At 48.6% G+C, this 26346-nt stretch carries 23 protein-coding genes; 4 read left to right on the forward strand and 19 right to left on the reverse strand.

Annotated elements, in window-relative coordinates; translation table 11 throughout:
- Positions 1 to 22 precede the first annotated feature (22 nt).
- Positions 23 to 1771, forward strand: coding sequence for a methyl-accepting chemotaxis protein (locus AC50YO_RS15000; protein WP_494848199.1), 1749 nt, complete (start codon positions 23 to 25; stop codon positions 1769 to 1771).
- Between the two features lie 74 nt (positions 1772 to 1845).
- Here the strand turns inward: AC50YO_RS15000 and AC50YO_RS15005 are convergent, their stop codons facing one another.
- The 10 genes from AC50YO_RS15005 to AC50YO_RS15050 form a co-directional block, all read right to left on the reverse strand.
- The gene (locus tag AC50YO_RS15005; RefSeq protein WP_494848201.1) at positions 1846 to 3870 is read right to left on the reverse strand and encodes an ABC transporter ATP-binding protein; all 2025 of its coding nucleotides are present in this window, start codon (positions 3868 to 3870) and stop codon (positions 1846 to 1848) included.
- Between the two features lie 42 nt (positions 3871 to 3912).
- Positions 3913 to 5661 carry an ABC transporter ATP-binding protein gene (locus AC50YO_RS15010; protein ID WP_494848203.1) on the reverse strand — a complete coding sequence of 583 codons (1749 nt, stop codon included), beginning with the start codon at positions 5659 to 5661 and terminating at the stop codon, positions 3913 to 3915.
- Between the two features lie 632 nt (positions 5662 to 6293).
- Entirely contained in the window at positions 6294 to 6920 is a 627-nt protein-coding gene (locus AC50YO_RS15015) for a nitroreductase family protein (protein ID WP_494848205.1), read from the reverse strand.
- A gap of 24 nt (positions 6921 to 6944) precedes the next feature.
- Complete coding sequence (locus tag AC50YO_RS15020) at positions 6945 to 7331, reverse strand: 4Fe-4S binding protein (protein WP_494848206.1); 387 nt, start codon at positions 7329 to 7331, stop codon at positions 6945 to 6947.
- Positions 7328 to 8968, reverse strand: a complete 1641-nt coding sequence (locus tag AC50YO_RS15025) for an FAD-dependent oxidoreductase (RefSeq protein WP_494848207.1) — start codon at positions 8966 to 8968, stop codon at positions 7328 to 7330. The genes AC50YO_RS15020 and AC50YO_RS15025 overlap by 4 nt, the downstream gene beginning before the upstream one ends.
- A 230-nt stretch (positions 8969 to 9198) precedes the next feature.
- Positions 9199 to 10446, reverse strand: coding sequence for a multidrug effflux MFS transporter (locus tag AC50YO_RS15030; protein ID WP_494848209.1), 1248 nt, complete (start codon positions 10444 to 10446; stop codon positions 9199 to 9201).
- Between the two features lie 69 nt (positions 10447 to 10515).
- Entirely contained in the window at positions 10516 to 12849 is a 2334-nt protein-coding gene (locus AC50YO_RS15035; protein ID WP_494848698.1) for an ATP-dependent DNA helicase, read from the reverse strand.
- Between the two features lie 160 nt (positions 12850 to 13009).
- Positions 13010 to 13273 carry a cold-shock protein gene (locus AC50YO_RS15040; protein WP_494848210.1) on the reverse strand — a complete coding sequence of 88 codons (264 nt, stop codon included), beginning with the start codon at positions 13271 to 13273 and terminating at the stop codon, positions 13010 to 13012.
- A 180-nt stretch (positions 13274 to 13453) separates the two neighbouring features.
- Positions 13454 to 13789: a hypothetical protein gene (locus AC50YO_RS15045; RefSeq protein ID WP_494848211.1), complete on the reverse strand. Its 336-nt coding sequence runs from the start codon at positions 13787 to 13789 to the stop codon at positions 13454 to 13456.
- A gap of 55 nt (positions 13790 to 13844) precedes the next feature.
- The gene (locus AC50YO_RS15050; RefSeq protein WP_494848213.1) at positions 13845 to 14546 is read right to left on the reverse strand and encodes a pirin family protein; all 702 of its coding nucleotides are present in this window, start codon (positions 14544 to 14546) and stop codon (positions 13845 to 13847) included.
- Positions 14547 to 14717: 171 nt separating this feature from the next.
- On the opposite strand from AC50YO_RS15050, the gene AC50YO_RS15055 reads away from it, so the two are divergent.
- On the forward strand, positions 14718 to 14921 hold the full coding sequence (locus tag AC50YO_RS15055; protein WP_494848214.1) for a hypothetical protein: 204 nt from the start codon (positions 14718 to 14720) through the stop codon (positions 14919 to 14921).
- A gap of 54 nt (positions 14922 to 14975) precedes the next feature.
- On the opposite strand, the gene yidC is transcribed toward AC50YO_RS15055, so the two are convergent.
- Positions 14976 to 15794, reverse strand: a complete 819-nt coding sequence (gene yidC, locus AC50YO_RS15060; protein WP_494848216.1) for a membrane protein insertase YidC — start codon at positions 15792 to 15794, stop codon at positions 14976 to 14978.
- Entirely contained in the window at positions 15764 to 16090 is a 327-nt protein-coding gene (locus tag AC50YO_RS15065; RefSeq protein ID WP_494848217.1) for a hypothetical protein, read from the reverse strand. The genes yidC and AC50YO_RS15065 overlap by 31 nt, the downstream gene beginning before the upstream one ends.
- A 190-nt stretch (positions 16091 to 16280) precedes the next feature.
- Between AC50YO_RS15065 and AC50YO_RS15070 the strand changes: the two genes are divergently transcribed.
- Positions 16281 to 16955, forward strand: a complete 675-nt coding sequence (locus AC50YO_RS15070) for a hypothetical protein (RefSeq protein ID WP_494848218.1) — start codon at positions 16281 to 16283, stop codon at positions 16953 to 16955.
- A gap of 327 nt (positions 16956 to 17282) precedes the next feature.
- Positions 17283 to 17600: a hypothetical protein gene (locus AC50YO_RS15075; RefSeq protein WP_494848219.1), complete on the forward strand. Its 318-nt coding sequence runs from the start codon at positions 17283 to 17285 to the stop codon at positions 17598 to 17600.
- Positions 17601 to 18441: 841 nt separating this feature from the next.
- Here AC50YO_RS15075 and AC50YO_RS15080 read toward each other — a convergent pair.
- The 7 genes from AC50YO_RS15080 to AC50YO_RS15110 all read right to left on the reverse strand — a co-directional run bounded on the left by AC50YO_RS15080 (position 18442) and on the right by AC50YO_RS15110 (position 26318).
- A complete protein-coding gene (locus tag AC50YO_RS15080; protein ID WP_494848221.1) occupies positions 18442 to 18897 on the reverse strand; it encodes a DinB family protein in 456 nt (151 codons plus the stop codon).
- Between the two features lie 25 nt (positions 18898 to 18922).
- Entirely contained in the window at positions 18923 to 19432 is a 510-nt protein-coding gene (locus AC50YO_RS15085) for a HugZ family pyridoxamine 5'-phosphate oxidase (RefSeq protein WP_494848222.1), read from the reverse strand.
- A gap of 20 nt (positions 19433 to 19452) precedes the next feature.
- Entirely contained in the window at positions 19453 to 20229 is a 777-nt protein-coding gene (locus tag AC50YO_RS15090; RefSeq protein ID WP_494848224.1) for an ABC transporter ATP-binding protein, read from the reverse strand.
- A gap of 1 nt (position 20230) precedes the next feature.
- Entirely contained in the window at positions 20231 to 21196 is a 966-nt protein-coding gene (locus AC50YO_RS15095; protein ID WP_494848701.1) for a FecCD family ABC transporter permease, read from the reverse strand.
- A 47-nt stretch (positions 21197 to 21243) separates the two neighbouring features.
- Positions 21244 to 22239, reverse strand: a complete 996-nt coding sequence (locus AC50YO_RS15100) for a helical backbone metal receptor (RefSeq protein ID WP_494848226.1) — start codon at positions 22237 to 22239, stop codon at positions 21244 to 21246.
- A 237-nt stretch (positions 22240 to 22476) separates the two neighbouring features.
- Positions 22477 to 24927 carry a glycoside hydrolase family 31 protein gene (locus AC50YO_RS15105; RefSeq protein WP_494848228.1) on the reverse strand — a complete coding sequence of 817 codons (2451 nt, stop codon included), beginning with the start codon at positions 24925 to 24927 and terminating at the stop codon, positions 22477 to 22479.
- Between the two features lie 98 nt (positions 24928 to 25025).
- The gene (locus AC50YO_RS15110; RefSeq protein ID WP_494848229.1) at positions 25026 to 26318 is read right to left on the reverse strand and encodes an ABC transporter substrate-binding protein; all 1293 of its coding nucleotides are present in this window, start codon (positions 26316 to 26318) and stop codon (positions 25026 to 25028) included.
- Between the last annotated feature and the right edge of the window lie 28 nt (positions 26319 to 26346).

The following is a 26346-nucleotide window of genomic DNA, read 5'->3' on the forward strand; positions in this document are numbered from 1 at the left end:
TAACAGGATGAGGGGTTTTATTATGTTCAAATTGAAAAACAAGAGCCTGGTGCTCACGAGTTCCATCGTGCTTGCTTTTTTCTTCGCCATTATTATCGGGGTGACCCAATGGATTTCCTATAACGCCCAGAATCAAGCCAGCTGGGACGAAATGGAGCGCACGGCGCGCGCGCATAGTGTTCAGGCCCAGTCTCTGGAGAACATAGTGACTGATGTTCGCAAAGAAATGGGGACGGGCAAGGGTGATCCTGCTGCCAATCTTAACATTCTAAAAACACAGCTTGATGCAATGGCTAGCCCCGAAATGATTACAAACACGTACATGTACCTGCCTGATATCATAGAGAAAGACGGAGTGTCTTATCTCACTATCCTTCAAGGCAACTCCACCCTGATAAATGCCGGATTAGTACATAACTCCCTTTATCCATTATCCCCTGAGCTTTTAAAAGCCCAAAAAGATGTAATGGAAACTGGCTTCTCCCAGGTCGATCTTTATACAGATGACCTTGGCACATGGCTGGCATACTGGGCGCCTATTATTGGCGAAGATGGATCAGTAGTCGCAATATATGGATTAGACTTTGATTATGACCAGGTACAAACCAAGCTGGCTATCATGCTGTGGAAAAGTATTGGTCTGTCACTGTTATTAACAACGATTGCTATTCTAATTGTTGTAGCCTTGGTTCGGATAGCGCTCAAGCCGCTGAAGCAGCTCGCTCAAGTATCGGCCTTGGCTGCACAGGGCGATCTAACGATTACCGTTCCTGTTACGAATCAGAATGAGATTGGTCAAGTCGCTTCTGCCTTTAACGAAATGATGGTCAATCTCCGGCATCTCGCCCATAATATCAGCTCAACCTCAACGGAGGTGGCAAGCTCCTCCTCCAGCATGCAGGACAGCGCCGAGCAGACCGCCCAAGCCACACAGGAGGTCGCCTCAGCCATTCAGGAAGTCGCTGAAGGAGCCAATACGCAGCTTCAGAGCTTCCAGGAATGCCAACGTGCGATGAATGAGATGACCATCGGCATTCAGCGGATCGCTGAATCCTCGTCATCGGTATCGGAGATGGCTGCGGATACGGCTGAGCTGGCTGCTGCTGGCGAAGTTGTCATCGAACGGACGGTTGCCCAAATGCAGACGATTGAGACTAGCGTTACGGATACCGTCGTCACGCTGCGGGAACTTGAGCAGATGAGCAAGCAAATTACAAGTATTCTCGGCATGATTGGTGATGTAGCCAATCAGACGAATCTGCTTGCGCTGAATGCTTCTATTGAAGCTGCAAGAGCAGGAGAGCATGGCAAGGGCTTTGCTGTCGTAGCGCATGAAATTCGTAAGCTGGCCGAACGCTCCAAGGAATCGTCCGAGCAAATAGGCAGCATATTGAATGGCGTCAGCAGCCGTACCGGCAATGCAGTACGCTCCATGCAACAGGCTGTTGAGGGCGTTCGGGAGGGTTCAAGCGTATCCCTGCAAGCAGGCGAGTCCTTCCGCTCTATCGTAGAGGCCATCCGCCAAGTATCGGGTCAGGTGCAAGAGGTGTCTGCCGCCTCGCAGCAAATGTCCGCAGGAAGCGAAGAAATCGCAGCTTCCCTGGATGAGCTGGAGAACATTGCAGTATCATCCTCTAACCAAGCACAACGGGTTGCCGCAGCTTCTGAGGAGCAGCTCGCTTCTATGCAAGAGGTAGCCAGCGCTTCCATCCAGCTTCGCAGCCTCTCCACCAACTTGAAAGAAACTATTAGTACATTCAAGACGGAATAAGCAAACATTTAGATTAGTTGAAACATAAAAGGCTGGTACAGGATAAACGATCCTGTACCAGCCTTTTTCTTATATTAGGACGCCGTAACTGCCGCCCCTTGCTGAAGCTGATACATGGCAAAATATTTGCCGCGATGCTCCATTAACTGCTCATGGTTGCCTCGTTCAACGATAACTCCGCGATCCAATACCAGGATCTGGTCTGCTTGCCGAATCGTGGATAGCCTGTGTGCAATAACAAACGTCGTACGTCCCTTTTTCAACACGTCTAGCGCTTGCTGAATAACAGCCTCCGTCTCCGTATCAATGCTTGCGGTTGCTTCATCCAGAATCAGGATAGCTGGATCATAGGCAAGTGCGCGGGCGAAGGAGATCAGCTGCCGCTGCCCTGCGGATAGCGTGCTGCCCTTCTCAATAACAGGAGCATCCATGCCGCCAGGCAATTGTGCGAACATGTCGTAAGCTCCTACATCTCGAAGCGCCTGCTCCACCTGCTCTCGGCTTATTGCTGGATTATCCAGACTTATGTTCGAAGCGATCGTGCCCGTGAACAGGAACGGGTCCTGCAGCACAATTCCCATATGCTGGCGCAAGTGCTGCATCGGAATATCCCGTACATCCTGGCCATCCACCGTAATTCTTCCTTGATCGGTATCATAGAAGCGGAACAGCAGGTTCAGAATCGAGCTTTTGCCTGAGCCTGTGTGTCCCACAAGAGCAACCGTCTCGCCTTGGCGAGCACCGAATGTAATGTGCTTAAGCACCAGTTCATTCTTCTTATAAGCGAACGATACATCCTCGAATTTCACTTCGCCTTTATAGCGCTCCATGCTGCCCGTCTCCACCGGCACTCCTTCCTGATCCATAAGCATGAATACACGCTCAGCGGATACCCGGGCCGTCTCCAGATTGGACAGTTGATTGACTACGCCGACAATCGGCTGGAACATCCGGTTCATCAGCTCAACGAAGGCATAGAGAACACCGACACCGATCGTCGCACCGAGCCAGTCGCCCCAGAAGAACCAGATTACAATTAAGAACATCACATTCCGAATAACATTGACCAGATTGTGAGAAGTAATGGAATTCAGGCTAAGCAGCTTGCTCTGGTACGTAAAATAATGCTCATTCAATTCATCGAATTCCTTCATTGTCTCTTGTTGACGACGGAAAGCTTGAATAATCGGCATTCCTTGAATGGATTCGTTGATCATGCCGTTAATCTCGCTCAGCTTCGCACGAATGACCCGATTATAGCGAGCGGCGAAGCGCCGATACAGCTTGATCCAGATGAGAAGAATCGGAATCAGCGGCAGTGCGAATACGGCCAATCTTGCATCCAGTACAAACAATGCGCCATAGATCGCCGTCATGTAGACGATAGCGGAGAAAAAGTTCGCCAGAACGGCTACATACAGCTCTCGAATTGCTTCTGTGTCATTGGTCACGCGTGATACCACCTGACCAGCGGCAAGCGTATCGAAATACCCGACAGGAAGTCGCTGCGTATGGGCGAACACATCATTTCTCATTTTTTGAACAATCTTATTCGCGGAAGTTAACAGCAGCAGCCTCTGCCCATAAGTAAACACCGCTCCAAGCAGCAATAAGCCAAAATAAATCGCTGCAAGCTTCATCATGCTTGGAACTTCCGGCTTATAGAATTCATACAGCTCTTTTGCCGTAATGCGGGTAACCGGGAAGCTCGCGCTTTCACCGCTATCCTTGTGAAGGATCGTCATGTAGCCATCCGTCACCGTCCGTTTGCCCTCCGTCATAGGGAGAGTGCCCTCTAGCCAATAATAGCTGCGTCCTGCCTGAAGCACCCTTACTTCCTGGCCCTTCGTCTCAGCAGAAGCAAAGTGATCCTCTCGTTTATACCATTTCCCTTTATAATTGACCGCATAAGCTTCTTGCTGTCTTACCTCATGCCATTTCTTCTCGATACCGAGAATATTCTGATCAATCATTTGCTTGGCGATGAACGGACCTGCCAGCTCCGCGCATACCGCCAGCATGAGCAGCAGAAGAGCTCCTGCGATCGGTTTCTTATAAAGCATGGCGTATTGAAACAATCGTTTTCCCGTCAGACCCATTGTCTCTGGCGCCTCCAATTCCAATTACATTTGAAATACAAATTAAGATTCTATTAATGACTCCAATTGCTGCCGCTCATATTGCTCTTTATACCAACCCTCTTGCTGAAGCAATTGAGCATGTGTTCCTTCTTGTACAATACGTCCTTCGTCGAGAACGATAATATGGTCTGCATGCTGCACCGCCGACAGGCGATGCGTAGTAATGAGCGTCGTCTTGCCTGCGCGCTCCGTTCGGATACCTTCAATGATCTCCGCTTCCGTACGTCCATCGACTGCTGACAGCGCATCATCCAGCATTAGAATTTCGGGATTCGCAATCAGCGCTCTAGCTATGCTCACCCGCTGCTTCTGACCGCCTGATAGAGCGACGCCCTTCTCACCGACCATCGTTTCCAGCCCATCAGGCAGGAACTTAATATCCTTGGCGAAGGAAGCTCTAGCGAGTGCACGCTGCAGATCCTCTTCTGTACCTTGCGACTTCATTCCGAACAAAATATTGTCACGGATCGTTTTGGAGAACAAAATAGGCTGCTGCGGCACATAACCAATCCACCCCAGAAGCTCCTCCATCTTCAGCTTACCCAGCTCTTCATCCGAGATTGTAATATCCCCGATGCCAAGCGGGTACTCACGCAGCAGCTGCTTCAGCAAGGTAGTCTTGCCGCTGCCGGTCCGTCCGACAATTCCCAGCGTCTGCCCTTTGTGGAGCGTGAAGGACACCGCACTCAGGTTATCTGTCGCGGATGATGGATAACGGAAGGTTACCTCATCGAATTTCACTGTCTCAGGGCTTGATACAGGAACCGAATTCTCAGCCTCCGTTACATCCTGCTTGTAGCCAAGCGTCTCTTCTACCCGGTCTAAAGACGCGTTCCCCCGCTGCATAATGTTGATGAGCTCGCCAATTGCGAACATCGGCCAGATCAGCATCCCGAGGTAGACGTTGAAGGAGACCAGCTCCCCTAGTGTGATTTCGCTTCGGAATACTAAGAAACCCCCATAGCATAGCCCAATTAGGTAGCTAAGACCGACTAATATTTTCATGGTCGGTTCGAATAAAGCATCTATTTTGGCTACCTCAATATTTCTGCTGAATACTTCGCCCGTTTTCTTCCTGAATTGCTCTTGGCTGGCCTCTTCCTGTACGAATGCTCTAATAACGCGAACACCCGATACGGATTCCAGCACCTGATCATTCAGCTCGCCAAAAGCAACCTGCGACTCCATAAACCTCGCATGCATTTTTTTACCGAAGTAGGTCATTGCCAATGCCATTAAAGGCAGAGGAAGCAAAGCAGCCAACGTCAGCTTCCAGCTGATCAGCACCGCCATCATGAACAGAATCGTCAGCATGAAGAGCGTCGAATCAATCAGGGTCAGAATGCCAAAGCCTGCCGTGGTAGCTACCGCGTTCAAATCATTCGTCGAGCGTGCCATCAAGTCACCTGTGCGATTCCGCTCATAAAAAGTCGGCGTCATACGCAAAAAGTGTCTCATTAGTCTCGAACGCATTAATCGCTCCAGCACGAACGCCCCGCCGAATAATTGATAATGCCACACATAAGAAATCAAATAACCAACAACAATGACAGCAGCCCAACCAAATACAACCCGGTAGAACTGTTCCGTATTCAATATCCCTTGGTTAATGCCGTCGATCGTATAACCGATCAGCCAAGGCGGAATCACATCAAGCACCCCTGCCACAATCAGCAGTATGCCTGCAACCGTATATCTCTTCCAATTCATTGCAAAAAACCATCGAAGCTTCTTAAGTACGATAAACATAATCCTTGTCTGACACCTCCCATATCCATCCGAACTACCATTTCCCATACTGTAACAAACAAAGAAGAAGGAAGCGCATCGTCAAGTACAATGCGCTTCCTTCTTTCAAGCGAGCCGGCACGAATGCCGCAGCTCGATATAAAAGAGGCGCATGATTACGATTCACGTAACCATGCGCCTCTGATTGTATGGGATAACCCTTTTAATCAAAGAGAAATGACGCTCGGATGGATTACGTTCATTAGATTAGTATGCATAGTCCAATTAGCCATATGATTCACTGGTGTTGTATTCATGAGACGCAATCCTCCTCTCTTGTAATAAATTCTATTTGTCACTTTACCACTGGGATATAAAGGGTGTCAATAGTTAATCTCAGAATTTATAAACTTTTCCACTCTATCTCACGTCAAATGATACAGGACTTTAATTAGAGTTGTTCTCACCTAAAGGGAATGGAAAAGCCTACTGGATTATGACCATCCTTATTTCTAAAGAGGGAAATTTGGCTATTACAGTTGGGAATGGTGCAGCTGTTGAGATCAACATTTTTCATTTAATCCCCTAAATATAACTACGACTGCCCGGGCAGGTTGAGAGAGCCTGCCCGGGCAGTCGTAGTTTAATTGCACCTATTTCCGTGGAATCGGAAGCAGGCTCTCGCTTAGCCGGCGCCTCTGATTTGGCTTCTCAACCTCGCGGAACGATTCATCCAATACTTCAAGCTCCCCGCGATAGCCTAAGGCAATTACAGCGTGAAGCACAATAGACTCCGGAACCTCCAATGCTTCACGGGCAAGAGCCTGATCGAAGCCGCCCACAGCTCTTGTAGACAGGCCAAGCAATCTAGCCTGCAGCGCTAAGGTTGCCCATGCAGCGCCAGCATCAAACGCATGAGCGCCGTTCACATCTCCATTATCCTTAATCTTAACGGAAGCCAGCAGCAGCAGAATCGGCGCTTTGACCGTCCATAGCTGGTTCCTTGGCTTAATAAAGGTTTGGAAAAGCGCATGCTCTTCCTTCGAGGAGGCGACATAAAATCGCCATGGCTGCTCATTGCTGGAGGACGGCGCCCACCGGGCTGCTTCCAGAACCGTATTCAGAGTATCCTTGCTTACAGGACGATCCGCATACGAGCGTGGGGACCAGCGATTCACGATCAGGGGATGTACCGGATGATCCGGTTGCCTTGAAGCTGCTGCCTCATTCGTATAGCCTGACTCTGACGGCTCTGCCGTTGCATGATCGGTATTGCTCATTATGACCAGCTCCTCTATTCATTATTATTGATTTGACAGCTGCACCTTTACATCAGAAACACCAGCAGCCCGCAGCGAGTGTGTCGGCAATATCCGGTCGATAAAAGCGGTTTGGTCGATGGCTGCCAGCTTGGTTCTGCCTGGTCCCCAGCCTATCGTTCTTCTCCAACTGCCCAGCACATCCTGCTCAATGAGCTCTTGCTCATTCACTTCCACCTTTATGTCCGCGAACGGGGATACGTATAACGCGTCTACAGGACAATAGGCTTCGCATATGAAGCAGGTTTGGCAATCCTCTTGCCGCTTAATAACGGGGATGCCCTCCACTGTCTTATCAAATACATTAGTCGGGCACACCTTCACGCATAAATTGCATTGGATGCAGCGGTCTTCGCTAACGAGTTCTATCATCCGGCCTGCACCTCCGCAATAGCAGATTCACTTTCATGCCTGAGTTCTGCCTGGCAAGGCGGAGCAGTCTCTGGACGAACCTCAATTTCATCAAGTCCATATACCAGCAGCCTGTATTGCTGATTCGGGTCCGTGCCCGGATACTCAGCCAGCAGATGCAGCCCCTGCCCACGCGATTCCTTGCGCGCTAAGGCTGCTGTATAGATCCAGCGGGCCGTTGCAGCCATCGCAGCTGCCTCACGTGCGCGAATCCGTTCCTGCAGTGTCTTCGGCTCTTGCCCATTGACCTGTCCCCACAACAGATTCAAGCGCTCCAAGGAGGAAGTTAAACCGGCTTCCGTACGGAAGTAATTAATCTCAAGCGGAAAAATTTCATTTTGTATCGCCTTTATTAAGGCTCCTGTATCTACAGAGGAGCTTCCCTTATCCTCGTCTTTCGCCTTCAAGCCATAACGCCCGCTCGGGTGCAGCTCCCGCTGACTCGCCTTCTTCTCTTGCGATAAAGCATAAGCAGCTGCGCCTTTTCCCGCCCACGTACCGGAGCAAATAGCCCATGAGGCATTGAATGCGCCGCCTCCAGAGGCTGCGCCAGTAATCCGTTCTCGCGTAGCGGCATCGCCTGCGGCATACAGCCCTCTTACCGTACTGGCACAATCATCAGACACAATCCGAATGCCGCCTGTACCCCGTACCGTCCCTTCATAACGAAGCGTCAGAGGGAAGCGCTCTGTGAAAACATCAATTCCTGCGCGATCATAAGGCAAGAAAAAAATCGTATGCGATTGCCGAAGAATTGCCTGCTTCTCCGGCGTATCGGCTTTATTCATCATTGCATATACAGGTCCCTTAAGCAGCTCCGTCGCAAGGAAATCACCATCGCGTCGATCAACGATCTCATTGCCATCCTTATCATAGAAGGTTGCCCAGCCGAGCAAGCGAGACCGCGTATTGGTGCTATGAGCAGGCGAGGGCGCAAAGCGCCGTGAGAATTCCATTCCCGACAGCTCTGCTCCCAGCTCAGAGGCCATCAGATAGCCGTCGCCCGTTAATACATTGCAGCCTAATCCCTTGCTGAGAAAAGCGCAGCCTCCTGTTGCAATAACGACGGCGTTCGCCCGCACCTCCCACTCCCGCCCGTCTTGTCTGGCAATGCCGCGCGCTCCGCCGACACCATTCTCATCAGCCAGCAGCTCAAGAGCAGGTGAGTGGTCCAGGACACGGACGCCGGCCCTCTTCACTATTTTCCGCATTAGCCCCATGTATTCAGGACCTTGCAAGTGATCCCGCATCGGCACGCCATCCTCATCACGGACGAACGGATAGCCCCACTTCTCTACAAGCTCCAGGTTCTCGTAGACTTGATCCAGCACCCGATGAATCCATTCCTCCTCCGCCAAATAACCTCCTGACTTCATTCGTGCTTGAACTGCTGCTTCTCTCAGTTCTTGATCAGGAGGCAAATAGAGCAGATTCGTTCCGCCAGGCGCAGTAGCGCCGCTTGAGCCCAAGTAGCCTTTGTCCACCAGCACAACCTTAGCTCCTTGCGATGCCGCGCTCCAAGCCGCCCAAGCGCCCGCCGGACCTCCACCGATAACCAATACATCCGCCTCAAGCTGTAAATTTTCCTGCTTACTCATCCGTTGCCTCACATCCTTATGTTCGTCCAACCGGCACAAAAAAAGAGATGTACATTCGCTTAGTCGCAAATTGTACATCTCCATTCGTATGGTCGATGTCAAGAATTATAATAATTCCCATTCGTTTAGTATGAAATTAATTCGTATATTACCATCCTTACCCTTTTCCGTCAATAGACTTTGCCCTACTGGTCGAACAGCTGACCGTCTACGCCTGTCAAACTTACATGCTATACGCGGCTTTGCTGCTGAAGCTTGTTCCCGCCACCTCTGACAAGAACCACATAGCATAGCACAGCCAGCGTATTCACTACCGCTATAACGATTCCCATCGGCAGTGCCGTTCCACTTCCTCCGATGCCTACTAATGGTGCCATGCAGCCGCCGAAGACAAAAGACATCAGGCCGATAAGCGCCGAAGCACTGCCTGCGGATTTGCCTTGATTCTGCATCGCTAGTGAGAAGCTCGCGGTCTGAACAACCCCAACACTTGATACGATCAGAAATAAAGGAATCAACACGCCATACAGTCCCCCATCGAGCAGGACCATCGCTAGCAGCAGAATGCCTCCTCCTGAAGCCATCCCAAGCCCTACATGCAGCAGTCTCGTCACACTTACGCGCCCGGCAAGCCTGCCTGCTATTTGGCTGGCAATAATTATGCCTATGCCATTAATAGCGAACAGCAGCCCATACACCTGAGGAGAGACACCATACAAGTCTTGCAGCACAAATGGTGAGCCTGATATATAAGCAAACATTCCTGCTACAACTAAGCCCTGTGCAAGTGCATAACCCATAAATAAACGATCGCTTAACAGCTCCCGGAACGTTCTCAGCGTATTGCCGATCCCGCCCGCCGAACGATTCTGATCCCGAAGCGTCTCCCGGAGCCCGAATAGAACCGCGATCAGCATCAAGGCTCCGATCACAGCAAGCACGATGAATACCCCGCGCCAAGAGGTCCACTTCAGAATTTGTCCCCCGGCTATCGGGGCAGCTATTGGAGCTACACCGTTCACCAGCATTAGCAGGGAGAAGAACTTCGTCATCTCTGCACCTTCATACATATCTCTAACGATGGCCCGGGAAATAACAATTCCCGCTGCCCCGCCGACCCCTTGCACGAAGCGAAGCAGAACGAAGGTCTCGATCGAAGGTGCTGCAACACATAGAATGGAAGCCAGAATATAGATAACAAGACCAATCAATAGCGGCTTTCTTCTTCCTTGAACATCGCTAAGTGGACCAATTAGCAGCTGTCCAAAGGAAATACCCAGCAGACAGGCCGTCAAGCTAAGCTGCGACATCGAGGTACCCGCCCCGAAGTCTCCTGCCAGCTCAGGCAGAGCCGGCAGGTACATATCAATAGATAGTGGCGCAAAGGCAGCTAAAGACCCCAGCAGAACCGCCATCCACAGTCTGAATAGGGAGCCGGTATTGTGTGAACCGGCCAATGGTTGAGCCGTATTTTTCATGATGAACACTCCATACTCTATAATTTCAATTGCTTCGCGATAACTGCACTCATTGTAGGGACAACGTTCCTATCTGTCAATGGACTTTTCTGGCCAATGAACCTGATAGTGCTGCCATTCCTCCGGCAACAGCCGTTCATATTGCGGCTGCAAATACCGATCGTCAATGAGGACGAGAGTGCCGCGATCCTGCTCCGAACGAATTAGCCTGCCTCCTGCCTGAAGCACTTTATTCATGCCCGGATAGACGTAAGCATAGAGATAACCGCTGCCGCTCGTCTCATCGAAATAGGCCTTGATCAGATTGCGTTCTGCACCTAGCTGCGGGAGTCCTACGCCAATCACCACGACCCCCGTTAAGCGATCACCCACCAGGTCAATCCCTTCGGAAAATATGCCTCCCATCACGGCGAATCCGATAAGCGTGTGCTCGTTATCCGCGCGAAAAGCCTCCATAAAGCGGCCCCTTTCCTCCTCCCCCATCTCTGTTCGTTGCAGAAGTGTTTGGGCAGAGCCCGCTTCATCCATCTGGATGTAGGACTCATAGATAGCATTCATATAAGCGTAGGAGGGGAAAAAGACCAAATAATTGCCCGGACGCTCAGCTGCTATACGGTGCAAGAGAGTGGCAATCTGCTCCTTGGAGCGCTCCCGATCATGAAATCGCGTAGACAAGGGCTCCACAAAAATGTCCAGCTGCTCTTGGCTGAAGGGTGACGGAACAGACAACGTATAATCCTCCTTTTCTGCACCAAGCATGTCCATATAGTAGGACGCAGGAGACAGTGTAGCAGAGAAATAGATGCGCGAACGATAGCTTTTGCCTGCCTGACTGAGCAAATGGGACGGATCAAGACAGAACAGCTTGATTCGCACCTCTCCGCCCCGTCCTAGCTCTACATAAGTCCGATAGCGCTCATCATACAGCTTTGCCGCCCGCATGAAGCCCTGCACAGCATAATAGACTTCGAGGAGCATCGCTTCGCTGGACTCAGGTAGCGCCTGCTGTCCGCCAGCGAGCAAACCCTTCGCGTACTGTACGAATGCCTCCAGCAGACTGATAAGCTCTTCGGGCAGGTGCGGCAGCGTGAACTCCTTCTCTTCTCCGCTTGTTTTGCGCAAGGCGATGAAATAATCATTCACTGCCTTCGCCTTGGCATAGCCTTCCGGGGCAACATTCTTCAATTCTCTATACAGAATGAGGAAGGCTGACTTGAACAGCTCTCCGGAGAACATTTCTCTCCCACGGTCGACCAAGTTATGCGCCTCATCAATCAATAATACCGTCTGCTTCTTTTGTTCGCCGGACTGGCGCTTTAATGATATCCGTGGATCATAAATATAGTTGTAATCGCAAATGACCGCATCCGAAGCATAAGCGGCATCAAGTGAGAATTCAAACGGACAGATGCGATGCTTGCGAGCATAGCGCTCGATAACCTCTCGAGGCATCAGCGTCTCATTGCCGAGCATATCCAGCAAGGCGCCATTGAGCCGATCATAATAGCCGTCCGCATATTCGCAATAGCGCTTATCACAGCGTATTTCCTCTTGAAAGCATATGCTTGCTTTGGCCGTTAAAGTTAAGGTGTGCATTCGCAGCCCCTTGCTGCTCATGCGCTCAAACGCTTCCTCAGCAGCCTTTCTTGTGGTCGTTCGTGCTGTCAAATAAAACAGCTGCTGCGCAAAACCATTCGCTATCGCCTTCACCGCTGGAAAAGTCGTGGATATCGTCTTCCCGATACCCGTCGGAGCCTTGGTGAATAAATTCATTCCCTCTTCGATTGTCCGATAGACGGCCCCAGCCAGCTTCTTTTGCCCGGCACGATAACCATCGAACGGAAATTCCAATTGCTTTATGCTGGCATCAAGGTCCAGTTTATGCTTATATAACAGTTCCGCGTATGGAACGTATTGATCAATAATTTGCAGAAACTCACGCTCCAGCTCAGGGAATGGGAGTTCTCTGACGAACTGGCGCCTCTGCATGGACGCAACGTCGACATAAGTAAGCTGTACGCGCATACTCGCCTCTCCGTGCTCCTTGGCGTACATATAGGCATAGCAGGCTGCCTGTGCCCAATGGACAGGAAAAAGATCCTCAGCAAGCAGGGATAGATCAAGCGAAGTCGATTTGATCTCATCTATCATCATTATTCCATCTTCACCCCGCAGCAATCCGTCACAGCGGCCGTCAATAACGAATAGGCTGCCCTTGTGGAGCAGCTGGATAGATAAGTAAACTTCCTTCTGATCCTGTTCCCCGTAAAGCTTTTGTATATTTTGATGAGCCCGCGTCCCATCCTGCATCGCGTCGGCCGTACGGAAGCCGGACTCAATGCTGCCTTTGCGGAATACATATTCAACTAGCGGCCTGACCGCAATATTCACCGTATTCACCAGCTCATCTCCCTGTACGGTTAATCTTCTGTCATTATACCACACATATGTTCGCCTTCTATAGCAAGAAGAGAGCTTCGATGACGGTTGATCATATAAGGCACTGCTGATAATAACATGTAAAAAGGGTACCCTTGTGGGTACCCTCATTAGGACTCAACCGTTATTCGGTTGCAGCTACAGTCTGCTTCATCTTGAGATTGTCATTCGTATTGACCAGCAACGGTAGCATCTTTTCGCCGCTCACCATCGGAGAGTTGCACAGGAGACAAGTTGGCGCTTGTTCAAACGAGAAGTTTGCGCGCATCCAACCATTACAGTCATCGCTTTCGCAAGACCATATTTTTGTACTAACCTCCGGAATGTCCTCTTGGAACTTTTTTCGACTATAAATCGCAAACGCCTCCCTTTTAGGACTCCCCTTCAATTATACCCTATCTCGACACCTTATCGTTTCATTATAGCAAATTTCCCATGCTTTATTTCAAAAAAACTGTTTTGCTTCTCGAAAGAAGCAAATGGTGGTACACCCTATAGTCAAGTATATGGTAATAACGGAAAAAATATTAATCATCTGTCCCCTAAATTGAAAAAATCCATATTTGCCCTACAGCTTATACCCAAATTGCTGCGGAATATAGGCAATGCTGGAGCTTGCTGTGAAATTTAGCTGTTGCAGAGCTTTCTCATATTTAACGGAGCTTCCCTCGACATAAAACCATATTTTCTGGGTAGGCTGGCTATCATCGAAATTCTGAAACAGAAATACGTTCAGTTCATTCCTCCAGTTGAGCAGCTCCTGAACCTGAGAATCGAGTGGCATCTGCACCGTGAACAGCCACTGATCGCCATCCTGCTCCGTCTTATAAGTAAGCGTCTGCTTGGCGGTATCCACGAAGGTCCGCCCTCCTACTGCATGTTTGATCAATAAGGTCTCATTCATAGCCTTTTCACCTCCTAAGGATTGTACCTATCGGAACCCGCAGCCAAATGCTGGTTTACGGCAAATCAATGAATAGCACAAAAGCAGGCTCATCCGTCGTCTCTAATAAAAACTCAGGCTCAAATTCAGCACGCACCGTATCTCTGGGCTCCATATTAAAGCTGTTGAATCTCACTCTTCCCTCAAGGAGCATAGCGAACACACGGCGGCCCACAGGCTGATGATGATACAGCCTTTTTCCTTTTTCCAGCCTGCCCAAATAAAGCGTTACATCTTGATGTATGCGTACAGTCCCATTCGCTCCATCTGGCGTAATGATCGGGAGCAGCTTATTCGTTAAGGCTGCTTCATCATACTGCCCTGCCTCATAAGAGGGGGCAAGGCCTCGTTCGCTTGGCATGAACCATAGCTGGAGGAAGCTGCCTCCCTCAGACTCGGAATCGTTGTATTCCGCATGAATAATCCCGGTGCCTGCTGTCATCCTCTGTACTTCTCCGGCCGAGGTGACTGCCACATTGCCCAGATTGTCTTCATGCTTCAGTCTTCCGGAGAGAGGAATCGTTACAATCTCCATATCACTGTGAGGATGGGCCCCGAAGCCGCGTCCCCCTGCAATAACGTCATCATTTAGTACGCGCATGACACCGAAGCTGGTATTGTCAGGATCAAAGTAATCGCCGAAGGAAAAACTTCGCGCACTTTGCAGCCATCCCAAATCAACAGTGTTCCGTTCGCTTGCCGGATAGAGTTTAATCATTTGAAAAGTTCTCCTTTGTATTCAAATGGTACTCGCTTCTTGCCTGCCGATTTTCTCGCTTCCCTCTATTGTAACATACTGTGGGGGTGTACATGCTACACTCCGTATATTTTGGTAAACAAATAGGCAAACGGGGTAATCTATACTCATAGCACAGGGAGGGATGCCGCAATGGAACAGGACAGCTTGAACAAGAAGTCAGATAAACTAGAGGATCTAGTTACGGAAAAGGATATTGACCCCGCATTCGGCTTGTTTACGGAAGAACCGAGTGCAGATCATCTCAAAGACACAGCCGATCAGCTGCAGCAGAAATATCCCCGCAATCATCGGCTGCGCTTGCCATCCGAAGAGGTGCAGGAACATAGTGTATAGTGAAAAAAAAGACGTTCAACCCTCAGGTTGAACGCCTTTCTATGTTGTGATTGTTTATTTGGCCTCTAGAGCAGCTTGAGGCTCCGCTGTTGGAACGGGATATATACGCTTAGCAAGCATCGTTTGAATAATCATGAACGAGCCTCCGACGACCCAATACAACGGTACAGCGGCTGGTGCAGTAAAAGAAAATAATCCCATCATAATCGGGGATATCAAACCAAAGAGGGCCATTTGTTTTTTCTGTGCCGGATCTGTGCCGATCTGGGATACTTTAAACTGGATGTAATAAATAGCTGCTGCCAGAAAAGGAAGAATCGTATCCGGTACACCGAGCTGGAACCACAGAAAAGAATGCTCGGCAAGCTCCGGTGTCATTTTGATCGCATAATACAAGCCTGTAAGGATAGGCAACTGCACAATCATCGGCAAGCAGCCAATCGCGAGCGGATTGAATTGATGCTGTCCGTAGAGCTCCATCGTTTCCTTCTGAAGCTTCGCTTGGGATTCCGGTGTCTTGTCCTTGTACTTTTCCTTCAGCTTATTCAGCTCCGGCTGCATGACGCTCATCTTCTGCTTCATAACCTGCTGGCTCTTATGCTGCCTCAGCATAAGCGGTAAGAGGACTAACCGGACAAGCAAAGTCATCGCGACAATGCCAAGACCATAGCTTCCGCCCAGAAACGAAGCAAAATGCTGAATTAAATAAGAAAACGGGAACACCACATAATGATTGAAAAAACCTGGCGTACTGGAATCTACTGTACCGTTTGGCGCTCCGCAGCCGCTAATGATGACCATCATGGCGAACATTGCGATTATCGCTGCCCACCTATATTGTTTTAGAAAAAGGAATGCCCTGCTATGCTCCATAAAAATCCTCCTCGTTTGTTTGTCTGGTGCTGATGATGCACAAACGAGGAAGAGCAATCCGTCAAATCTCCATCAGGCGATTCTTTTCGTTTTATTCGTCTTACGAGCCAGTGTTGAATCTGTTCACATTCTCTTACCGCGACCAGCAAAGATCGGTGCGGCACATCAATCACCTGGACAACAGGCCAGCTGGCAGTATCATCAGTGGACTGATAGACAAAGTAAGCCGCATACGCAAAGGTACAAATGATACTCATCGAGAATAGATAAGGGATCAGATCATGGAGCTCAAGCAACGCATTCACCTCCTTCTTATTCTTAATTTGCAATTAATAAAAGATGCTGTATACGATACGGCCTTCTATAGGCAAACGTTTCATATACCCGCCTCAGGTCTAGCCTTTATCCCACCTATAGACGGTTTTTCACGATAACCGTTCAAGCTACAATAGGCTAGGCTTATATTATACTAGGAGGGTTACCGTTTTGTATATCATAGGACTTACGATTACACGTGGTTGTTTATTCCTACTGATCCTTCTATGCTGGATCGCAGGAAACAAAGCTTCCACACTTCTATACAGCAAGTCAGAAGAAAAGCTGCATCACAATGTACGTCGGGTATCTTCATGGGCAACCTACATCTCTATCCCCGCAATCGGCGTAATTGTCGGGATGCTCACGGCGACGGTCACGAGCGCTACTGTAACTGAGCAAGATGGACTGTTGTTTATTTTTCTGATTCTTATTCCTTTGCTTATGATCTGGTTGTCGGCAATGCCCAGATTACGCAAGCTCACGCGATCAACTGGTCGCCAGTCGGTCAATCCATTGGATGTCCGTTCGCTAAGCCGCTCTACTCAGCCAGGCTTAATCGTGCCATTCCATTTGTCAGCGATGAGCGCTTTGATTGCCTTATCCTTTTCTCTAAACCTATCCATGCCTGTAACTATATCTACTACTGGACTGCCTATCGTGCTGCTTCTTATCCTTACTTTCGGTCTATGGATGTCTCATTTAAGCCGCAGCTCCTTAGCTACGCTTCCAGACGCAATAATTAAGGATAACTATAAGGGCAGGCTATTCCGCCAACTCCTTATTGTCATTGTTACTGCACTGATCGGCGCCATTCCCTTCTATACAGTCATCCAGAATTTCTAGCGTTCTGCTATGGAGAACAAGCTGCTAAGATGCCTCACTTTTATTGAAGATACATATTAGCGGGGCTGGCCTAGCAGTTGGCTCCTCAATGAGGAAATAACCGAATGAGAAAAATAGGATTGAATTCATGAAAAACGCAGTCTAGGACAATGTTAGTCCGTAGGCTGTGTTTTTTATATATAAGGACTTCCCCTATTGGGCGGCGCCCCCGTCCCTAACTCCAGCTTCGCGTAGCTCCTCACTAACTGATTCAACGCACTTAAGTGGGAGGGTACAGAACGACAACATGATAAACCTACCATTTGTAGCTGGCTGCAAACCTTTCAGTTGTTAAACAGCAGATACAGGAGTTATGGTGCTGGTGCTGGTCGTGTTGCTGGTGGTGCTACTGGCACTGTTGCTAGTGATAATGGTACTGATAGTGTTGGTGGTGGTAATGCTGTTACTATTGCTAGTGATGATGGTACTGATCCTGTTGGTGGTCGTGCTACTGTTACTGTTGCTAGTATGATGGTACTGGTCGTGCTACTTGTATTGCTCGCGTTGCTGGTGGTGCTACTGGTACTGTTGCTAGTGATGATGGTGCTGGTCGTAGTGTTGTTGGTGCTGGTCGTAGTGTTGTTGGTGCTACTATACTGTTCCTAGTGATGATGGTGCTGGTGCTCTTAACTAACTGTTACTCTCCACGAACTCTCAGCTATGAGCAGCGCTTTCTTCACTATTTTGTGAGGCTATTCTCACCCTACGGGCTGCTCCCCTTACATAAACAAGCATTGTATGAGGCAAGCCTCATACCTTTCAGTTTCCCCCACCAAGTCCCACAATTATAGGTGCTTCTCCTCACACTTAGGTGAACTTGCCTCATAAACATTCGTTTCTCATCCTAAGCTAAAGTAGGTACTTCTTCAACCAATATTTTAGGGCTCCACATTTCCACAGAGGCTTTTTGGACACACTTTAATTTGATTAGTTTCATTCCAGGATCGACGTTTGTTAAATGATAAGGTAGCCTCCCCCACGCTCGTGAAGGAATGTAATACGCAATCTAGTGAATGGCTTTGCTCTATTTTGCTGCCCATACAGATAAATAGGAGTAACAATGAACCTAGGGTCATTACTCGGGATGCTGGGTTCCCGACTAATGACCCTAGCTTGCGTTATCCCCGAGTATGCCCCAGATTTAGCCTATGTTTACGAAAAACGCTTCACAAAATAGAGTAAACGCCTCACAAAAGCCAGCTGTAACGTTAAAAATAGAGGGTCTTGAGGATCTTGAGGGTCTTGAGGTCTGTAGGGTCTCGAAATTCAGAGATTGAACCGAATGCCCTCCATATGAAAAACGGGCAGCTCCAAAAATCATATCCATGATTTTTGAAGCTACCCTATACGGTACTTTATGGCTTCCAGCATTCCTGCTCGAAGTAAGCTGTCCCGGAGCATCAAGCTTGTTGCTTTCGAGACAGCCTAATTTAGTTCGCCCGCTACTCTATTCAGCAGCTTTTGCTGTTTTTTGAATAAGAGAGATCTGGCCTGCGTGAATGCCTGTGTGGTACATCAAACGTCCAATCGCTTCAAGCGGCGTAGAAGCGCCCATCGGCGATTCTGTCGGCTCGGTCCATGCCGATTCCGGCAGAGCTTTCATGGCTGCGATAAGGTGGGCATTCGATGCCTCCAGCAACTCCACAAGCTCCTGCAAATTCGTAAAGGAAGCTTTGCTTCCCGCAGAACCGCGGCTCGTCTGAATCGCCAGGTCCTTCGGCATGCTTGCGCCAAAGTACCATTCTGCGAACATATATTCAACCTCTGCATTATGACGCAGCATATAACCAATCGAGGCATTGTTCAACTCTAAAGGCAGATCCTGCTCTGGCAGTGCTTTGACCGTCTTATGAAATCGCTCTTGAATCGCTTGCCAAATTGGCAAAACAACTGAAAAAGTCATTAATTCTCCTCCTCTTGTTGGCTTGTTAGGCTTTCTTCGCTTGGCTATGTCCATCTCTTGCAACATGGTCGAATCTGTCAGCCATAAGGTCAATATCAAAGGCTTGGCCGAATCCAGCTACATATCTGCCTTCGGAAGTAGTAAGCTCGAACAAGGAGAAGTCCAATCCGCGCAGCATGCCGATCATGCTTTTGCCGAACGTTGCTCCGAATTTCTCGAAAATTTCTTCATTACCTTCGTTACCCAGATTCACTGCCGTACATACAAAGCGCGCACGCTGTCTTGCGAATAGGTTATTCGTCTGTGACTCGTCTTCGATCATCATGACATCAACAGCAGGATTCTCTTCCATATAACGATAATGGTGGGCGATTCTGCTTATATAGATGTAGAGCTTGCCTTCATGCTTAACGAAAGGAGCATACGATACGAATGGTTTGCCCTCCGTATCTAACGTTCCGAGCATAACTGATTTAAGACTATCTATAAAACTCAAATATTGTCCTTTGATTAATTCCGAATCCATTGTTTTCATTCGTCATCCCTGCTTTTCGTTTATATTTTTTTTAGAATATGAATGCGGGGGCTTTTACTATTCGGCATCTGTTCAATCTCTGTCTCTACCCCGTACACACTACGGATCAGTTCCATCGTGAACACTTCCTGCGGCTTGCCGAACACGCGCATATCCCCATTCTTGATTACACATACTCGATCGCTATAAGCGCTGGCATGATTCAGATCATGCAATACCATAATAACGGTTAATTTCAGTTCGCGATTAAGCTTCCGAACTAACTCCAGCACCTCTAATTGATGAGCAATATCCAGATAGGTTGTTGGTTCATCAAGCAGTAACACTTTGGGGCGCTGAGCAAGCGCCATCGCTAGCCATGCCTTCTGCGCTTCTCCACCGGACAAGGAAACGACCAGCCGATCCTTATAATCCAGCATACCCGTCTGCTCTAATGCCCAATGCACAACCTCTTGATCTTCCTCATTCGACCGCTCATACCATTTCTTATGTGGAATGCGCCCATAGGCGACAAGCTCCCCTACAGTCAAATCAGCTGGACTTGAGTTCGATTGGCACAGCATGCACATTAATTGAGAAACCTTCTTCGTACTGAGCGAGCCAAGCTCTTGATTAGCAATACAGACACGGCCACCCTCGCAAGGAATTAGTCGGGATACAGCTTTTAGAATCGTCGATTTACCTGAACCGTTAGGCCCAATAATCGATACAACCTCTCCCTCTTGCACCTCAAGCGAGAAATCACTAACTATCGTTTTCTCCGCATAGCGAATTTTTAGCGACTGTACCTTCAGCATATCAAGCTCCTCCTTTACGCATCAGATAGAGGAAGTAAGGTCCTCCCGCCATTGCCATCACAATACCCGCTGGGATACCTACGGAACCGAAGGCCGTACGACCTATCGTATCCGCAATCAGCAATATCAACGCGCCTAGAACAAGACTCAGCGGAAGGCTAAAGCGGTAATCCGAACCAATCAGAATACGTGCGATATGAGGAACAATCAGTCCCACGAAACCGACAAGTCCCACGGTGGATACAGAGATCGCGGCCAAATATACAGCCACAAAAGACAGCATAATTCGAATATGGTTAAGATTCTGCCCAAGATTATGAGCCACTTGCTCCCCTAGTCGCAGAATATTCGCTTGACGAATACATAGCAATGCGGCGATCCACCCTACGATTGAGTATGGGAGAATCACAAGAACATCTCCCATCCCTTTACCTGATAAACTGCCGTTCATCCACTGAAGTGCAGCCGGCAGCTTATCACTGTATAGAATGGACAGTAAGCCGATGACACCGCCAAAGACGGCATTAACGGCTACACCGGATAAAATAATACGGACAGGCGTGAAGCCCTCCCGCTTCTTCCATGCATAAGCATAGACTAGCACTGCTGCGATCGTTCCACCAACAATGGCTGCAAGAGGAATGAATGCCGAGTAATTCGGAACAACCAGCAGGATGAACAATACCGTAACTGCCGCTCCGCTGGATACACCGGTAAGTCCAGGATCAGCCAGCGGATTGAGCATGACTGCTTGCAGCAATGCGCCGGAAGCAGCCAAGTTAGCACCGATGAGTAAGGCTAGGAACACTCGCGGAATCCGAATGTCCCAGAGGATCGTATTGAACTGATCGCCCCCCTGCCCAATGACCGTCAGGAACGTCTTGATCGGAGAAATGCTGACACTGCCTAATCCGATAGAAATCAATACCGCCAATGTCAGCAGTACTGCCGCCCATCCTATAAGCATGATTTTCTTGTATGCTCTATTCTCCGTCACAACTAGAATCCCCCGTATCAGTTATATAAAATGTTTGTCAATTCTTTATAAGCATCTGGTGCTTTCACGAGAGAAGCAACACCGAACAGGTTGTAATCCAGCGCCGTAAGCTTGCCATTCTTGAATGCATTCAGTTTCTCCCAAGCGCCATTCTTCTTCACATCTTCTTCAAGCTTCTTCGTCACAGCAGACGGATCGCCATGCGCCACAAGAAGGATCACATCAGGATTAGCTTCAACAATGCTCTCCATATCAAGCGGGATGTAAGTCTCAGTCTTCTTCAATACATCCGAGACAACATTCGAAGCGCCGAGCTTCTTAACAAGGCTGCCAACAAAGGTGTCATCGTTCATGAACATGAGCGATTCAGCAGAACCAAACAGGATCATAACCGTAGGAGCATCCTTGCCCTCTGTAAGCTTAACTGCCTCATTCTCCTTCTCTGCGAATTGCTGAAGGACCTTAGTTGCTTGCTCTTCTTTATCATAGACTCTGCCTAATACAACTGTGGACAGCTTCAGCTCATCCAATGAATCTGCTGGCAAGTAAGCTGTCGGCAATGACGCTGGCTTGAAGATTTTATCAATGCTGTCTTTAATTGAGCTTGGTCCAAGAATAACATCAGGCTTCAGATTTGCAATTTGCTCTAGGTCAGGCTGATGCGACGAGCCTACGCGTGGAACGTTAGCGAATGCTTCTGGAAGCTCACTCTTTGTCGTAGGAACACCTGCAGGGACAATGCCGAGCTCATTCATTAATTCTGTAATCGATACGGACAGCGTCACCGTAGAAGCTGGTGTTTTATCACCGAATTGCGCCATGACCTCTGCTGCCTTAGTCTCATCTATCTCAATACCAGCCGCAGCTTCAGGACTCGCGGTTTCTACAGGAGCAGGCTGCTCTGTAGTTGCTGGAGTTGCGTTCGGATCTGAGTTATTCGTATTGTTGCTGCATGCAACCGCAGTTGCTAATAATAATGTAATGATTCCTAATTTCCAACCTGTACTTTTCACTTGATAATTGCCCCCTGTGATAATGATAATTGATATCATATACGTGATAATATTTATCATTATATAGATAATGACAATCATTATCAATAACTATTTTCAACTAACCTTCTCTTCTTCTTCCCCCTTGTGAATATGCCAAAAAAACAGAGGATTGACGCAAGCCGTATAATTTCCACGACTTTCCTCAACCCCCTGCCAATGTAATTCCTTAAGCTATCTTTAATGTTAAAAGATGAGCTAAGTCATCATCGAAATGACCAGCTTGCCGCCTTCATGCTGATCGGCTGCCTGAAGCACAATGGCTCCATTCTCGTCTATAAGCCATCCTGCTGCTCCTGCTGCGAGCTCTTCCCCTGTCAGAGGATTCAAGCCAGACACAGCATTTGGTGTGAAGCCTGGATCATGCAGCACGAAGCGCAGCTGTGAACGGCTAGGCTTGAAGGAGCCCTCGCTATTATACTGCCATTGCAGCTCTATCGCTTGACTGGTTCCCCTTGCATGTACAACCAGTTCGGAATGGGCTCCCGCTTGATAAGCAAAGCTAACGCCATCGTCTTCATATAAACGATAATCGGCCTGATAGCTGTCCGCAGCCTCTACTCCGTATAAATGGAAGCTTACGAATTCATTCGATAGCGGATCTGCATTTTGCTTAAGAGGTCCCTCTGCTATAATCGCGCCTGCTTTCACATACATCGGCATGATTTCAATGGGTGCATGCGCCAGAATATGACGCCCGCCTTCATAGGCTTCACCTGTCCAGTAGTCAATCCAAGTCCCTTCCGGCAAATAGACCGCACGGTGATCCGTATTCGGACGATAGATCGGTGCGATAAGCAGATGCTCTCCGATCAGAAACTGATCGCTCAGGTTGCTGACATTCGGATCATTCGGATATTCTAGCAGCAATGGTCGCATAATCGGCAGCCCGGTTGTCGCGGCCTCATGGAACAAGTTGTACAAATGCGGCATCAGGCGGTAGCGTAATCCGATATATTCTCGAACAATTGCTTCCGTCTTTGTACCAAAGGACCACGGCTCCTGACGGAGCGTGAGAATCGCTGAATGATTACGGCAATAAGGGAAGAAGGCTCCCATCTGCGTCCAACGAGCCAGCAGCTCGCCCGATGCATGATGAGCGAAGCCCCCAATATCCGGTCCTGCGAACGGAACCCCGGACAGACCCATATTCATCACCATCGGCATAGCGAGTGCCATGTGCTCCCAGAAGCTGCGATTATCGCCTGTCCATACCGCAGCATAGCGCTGTACACCGGCATAGCCGGCACGTGTGAGAACGAATGGGCGATTGCCTTCCAATTGTCCGCATAGCCCTTCATACGTCGCCTTGGACATGAGCATGCCGTACAGATTATGCAGCTCTTCATGCGTGAGCGGCTTGCCATTATTGCGGTGCATGGCATCCAGATCCATCGTCTTGCTCTCATTGAATAGCGCAGGCTCGTTCATATCATTCCATATGCCCTCGATACCCATATCCGTGTAGAATCGGTGCTTCTCTGCCCACCACTCACCGGTACGATCCTCCGTAAAATCAGGGAACGCGCTTTCCCCGGGCCATACTTCCCCGAGGACAATATCGCCTTCCAGCTTGCGAACAAAGTGATCCTCACGGATGCCTTCTTGATAAATATTGTATTTCGGGTCCTTCTTCACGCCCGGATCGACAATTGGAATGATTCGAATGCCCATCTCTCGAAGCTCCTTGATCATCGCCTTAGGATCAGGGAAGCGGACAGGATCAAAGGTGAAGACACGATATTCGTCCATGTAATGGATATCCAAATAAATTACATCGCAAGGAATCTGCTTCTCTCGGAATGAACGTGCTAGGTCCATGACCTCCTGCTGGCTCATATAGCTATAACGGGATTGATGGTAACCAATCGCCCATTTTGGCGGCAGCTCTATTCTTCCAGTAAGTGCTGTGTAACGGGAGACGATATCCTTCAATTCAGGACCATTAATGAAATAAAGATCATAAGCGCCTGTGGAACAAGAGATGGTATAGGTTTCATTCGATTGCATATCGAAGTCGGTTCTGCCTGGATTGTCAAGAAACAGGCCATAGCTCAGCCCCTCAACCTTGTGAATCATCAGCGGAATGGACTCATACAAAGCTTCAATCTCCGGAACATGGGGAGCATACACATCCGTATTCCAATTCGTATAACGCTCGCCTGCTTTATCCAAGAAGCCTGTCTTCTCCCCAAGACCGTAGAAATGCGATTCAGGCGGGCTATTGTAGACAGCCCGAAGCTCTCCTCGCGCATTCCAGCTTACTGGGCTTTGATAAGCCAGTTGATTGCCCTCATTATCTTGAATAGAGAAGCTGAAATTACTCTTATCCAGAACGAGGCGCAGAGCAGCCGTCTTGAATACAAGGCTGTCCTCGGTATCCTCAGTTACTACACCAAGAGGCTCACCTTGAGGCAATACCGCTGGCGTCGAGGATAAATCCACTATTTTCACAGGCTTGCCTGGAAATACTTTAATCCGGAACAGATCGTCTGTCAGAAATACGATAGCGACGCTTCCTTGCTCGCCATGGCATAAGTATGCCTCGCCAGCCTGCTCCATGCTAATGAATGATCCTATGCTTTTCCACAAGATTTGAATATATCTCTCTTCTGCTTTATCTGGACGTATGGCTGCACTGCCTTCCATGTTCATTCCTCCCGTGATGTTAAAACTGTATAAAAAAAGGCGACTCCTGTTATTGATTGGAGGCCGCCTCTTCAATAATGCTTGGTTGCGGGTCAGCCTTACTTGGTTTTCAAGCTATCCCATGATTTTTGCAAGGCTTCTAACAAACCGTTTTTATCTAATTTACCAGCTACATAAGCCTGTATTTGATTGCCGAATTCATTCATGCCGCCATCAGGGAATTTGTTAAAGTTCCAGCTAAGCGCTTTGTTCGCTTGGCTGTATTTCACAACTTCAGCGCCAAGCTCTCCGAGGTCCTCGCTGCTTGCTTCAATGCTCTTGAAGGCTGGAATGAACTTGAACTCTTTTGTGATATATTGCTTGCCGATATCGGAAGTTACGAGCCAGTTCAAGAATTCTTTTGCTTCTTCTTTTACCGCTGAGTTTTTATTCACTACCCAGTTGTTTGGTACACCAATTAATAGTTTATCGTTAGCTTCGCCATTCTCATTGATCGGCATAGGCAGAATGCCAAGGTTCAGATCTGGGTTAATGCCGTCGATTTGAACTTGCGTCCAGTTGCCTTGCTGAGTCATTGCCGCTTCACCGTTGGCGAACAGCGTCATTTCGGTATTGTAATCCGTCGTAAGTGGGTTTTTGTTGCCATATTTCAGCGTCAAATCAAGCAGGTTCACCCATTCGCCAAACACAGCGTTGCCTGCGATTTTCTCAGTACCTTCATTCAATCCTTTAATGAATGCGTCTGGATCTTTTTGGTGGGCGAATGCGACATTCAAGTTGTGATTGCCTAGAACCCACAGCTCTTGATAACCGTTGGCGAATGGTGTAACGCCGCTCGCTTGCAGCTTCTTAGCCGCCTCTTCCAATTGAGACAGCGTTGTTGGAAGCTCTGTAATGCCTGCTTTTGCGAACAAGTCTTTGTTATAAATGAAGCCGTAGCCTTCCAAGTTCATAGGCTGGCCATACAGCTTGCCGTCTTTGGTCATTGGCTCTTTGGCTACATCTACGGTATCCGCTGCCCAAGGCTGGTCAGATAGATCCTCCAGCTTGCTGAACCATGTCTCAAGATCGCTGTATCCACCATTATTGAAAATATCCGGTTCATCGTTGGACGCGAATTTGGCTTTCAATGCTGCGCCATAATCTGCACCGCCGCCCACGGTCTGGATATCCAGCTTAATGCCCGGATGCGTGCTCTCATATTCGCCCTTCAGCTTATTCAACGCTTCTGCAATTTCAACTTTGAATTGAAAAATTTTGATAGTCTTCGTCTCGCCTGAGCCCGTTTCTTTTCCGCCATTGGTCTCATTGCCAGCCTTATTACCGCAAGCGGTCAATAGAAGGGATAAGGAAAGCAGCATAACCAGTGTAAGCTTAGTGTAGTTTTTCAAAGTAAAGCCCCCTTTTTTAGTTGTGCAT

The sequence above is a fragment of the Paenibacillus sp. J22P59 genome (genome assembly GCF_059383895.1).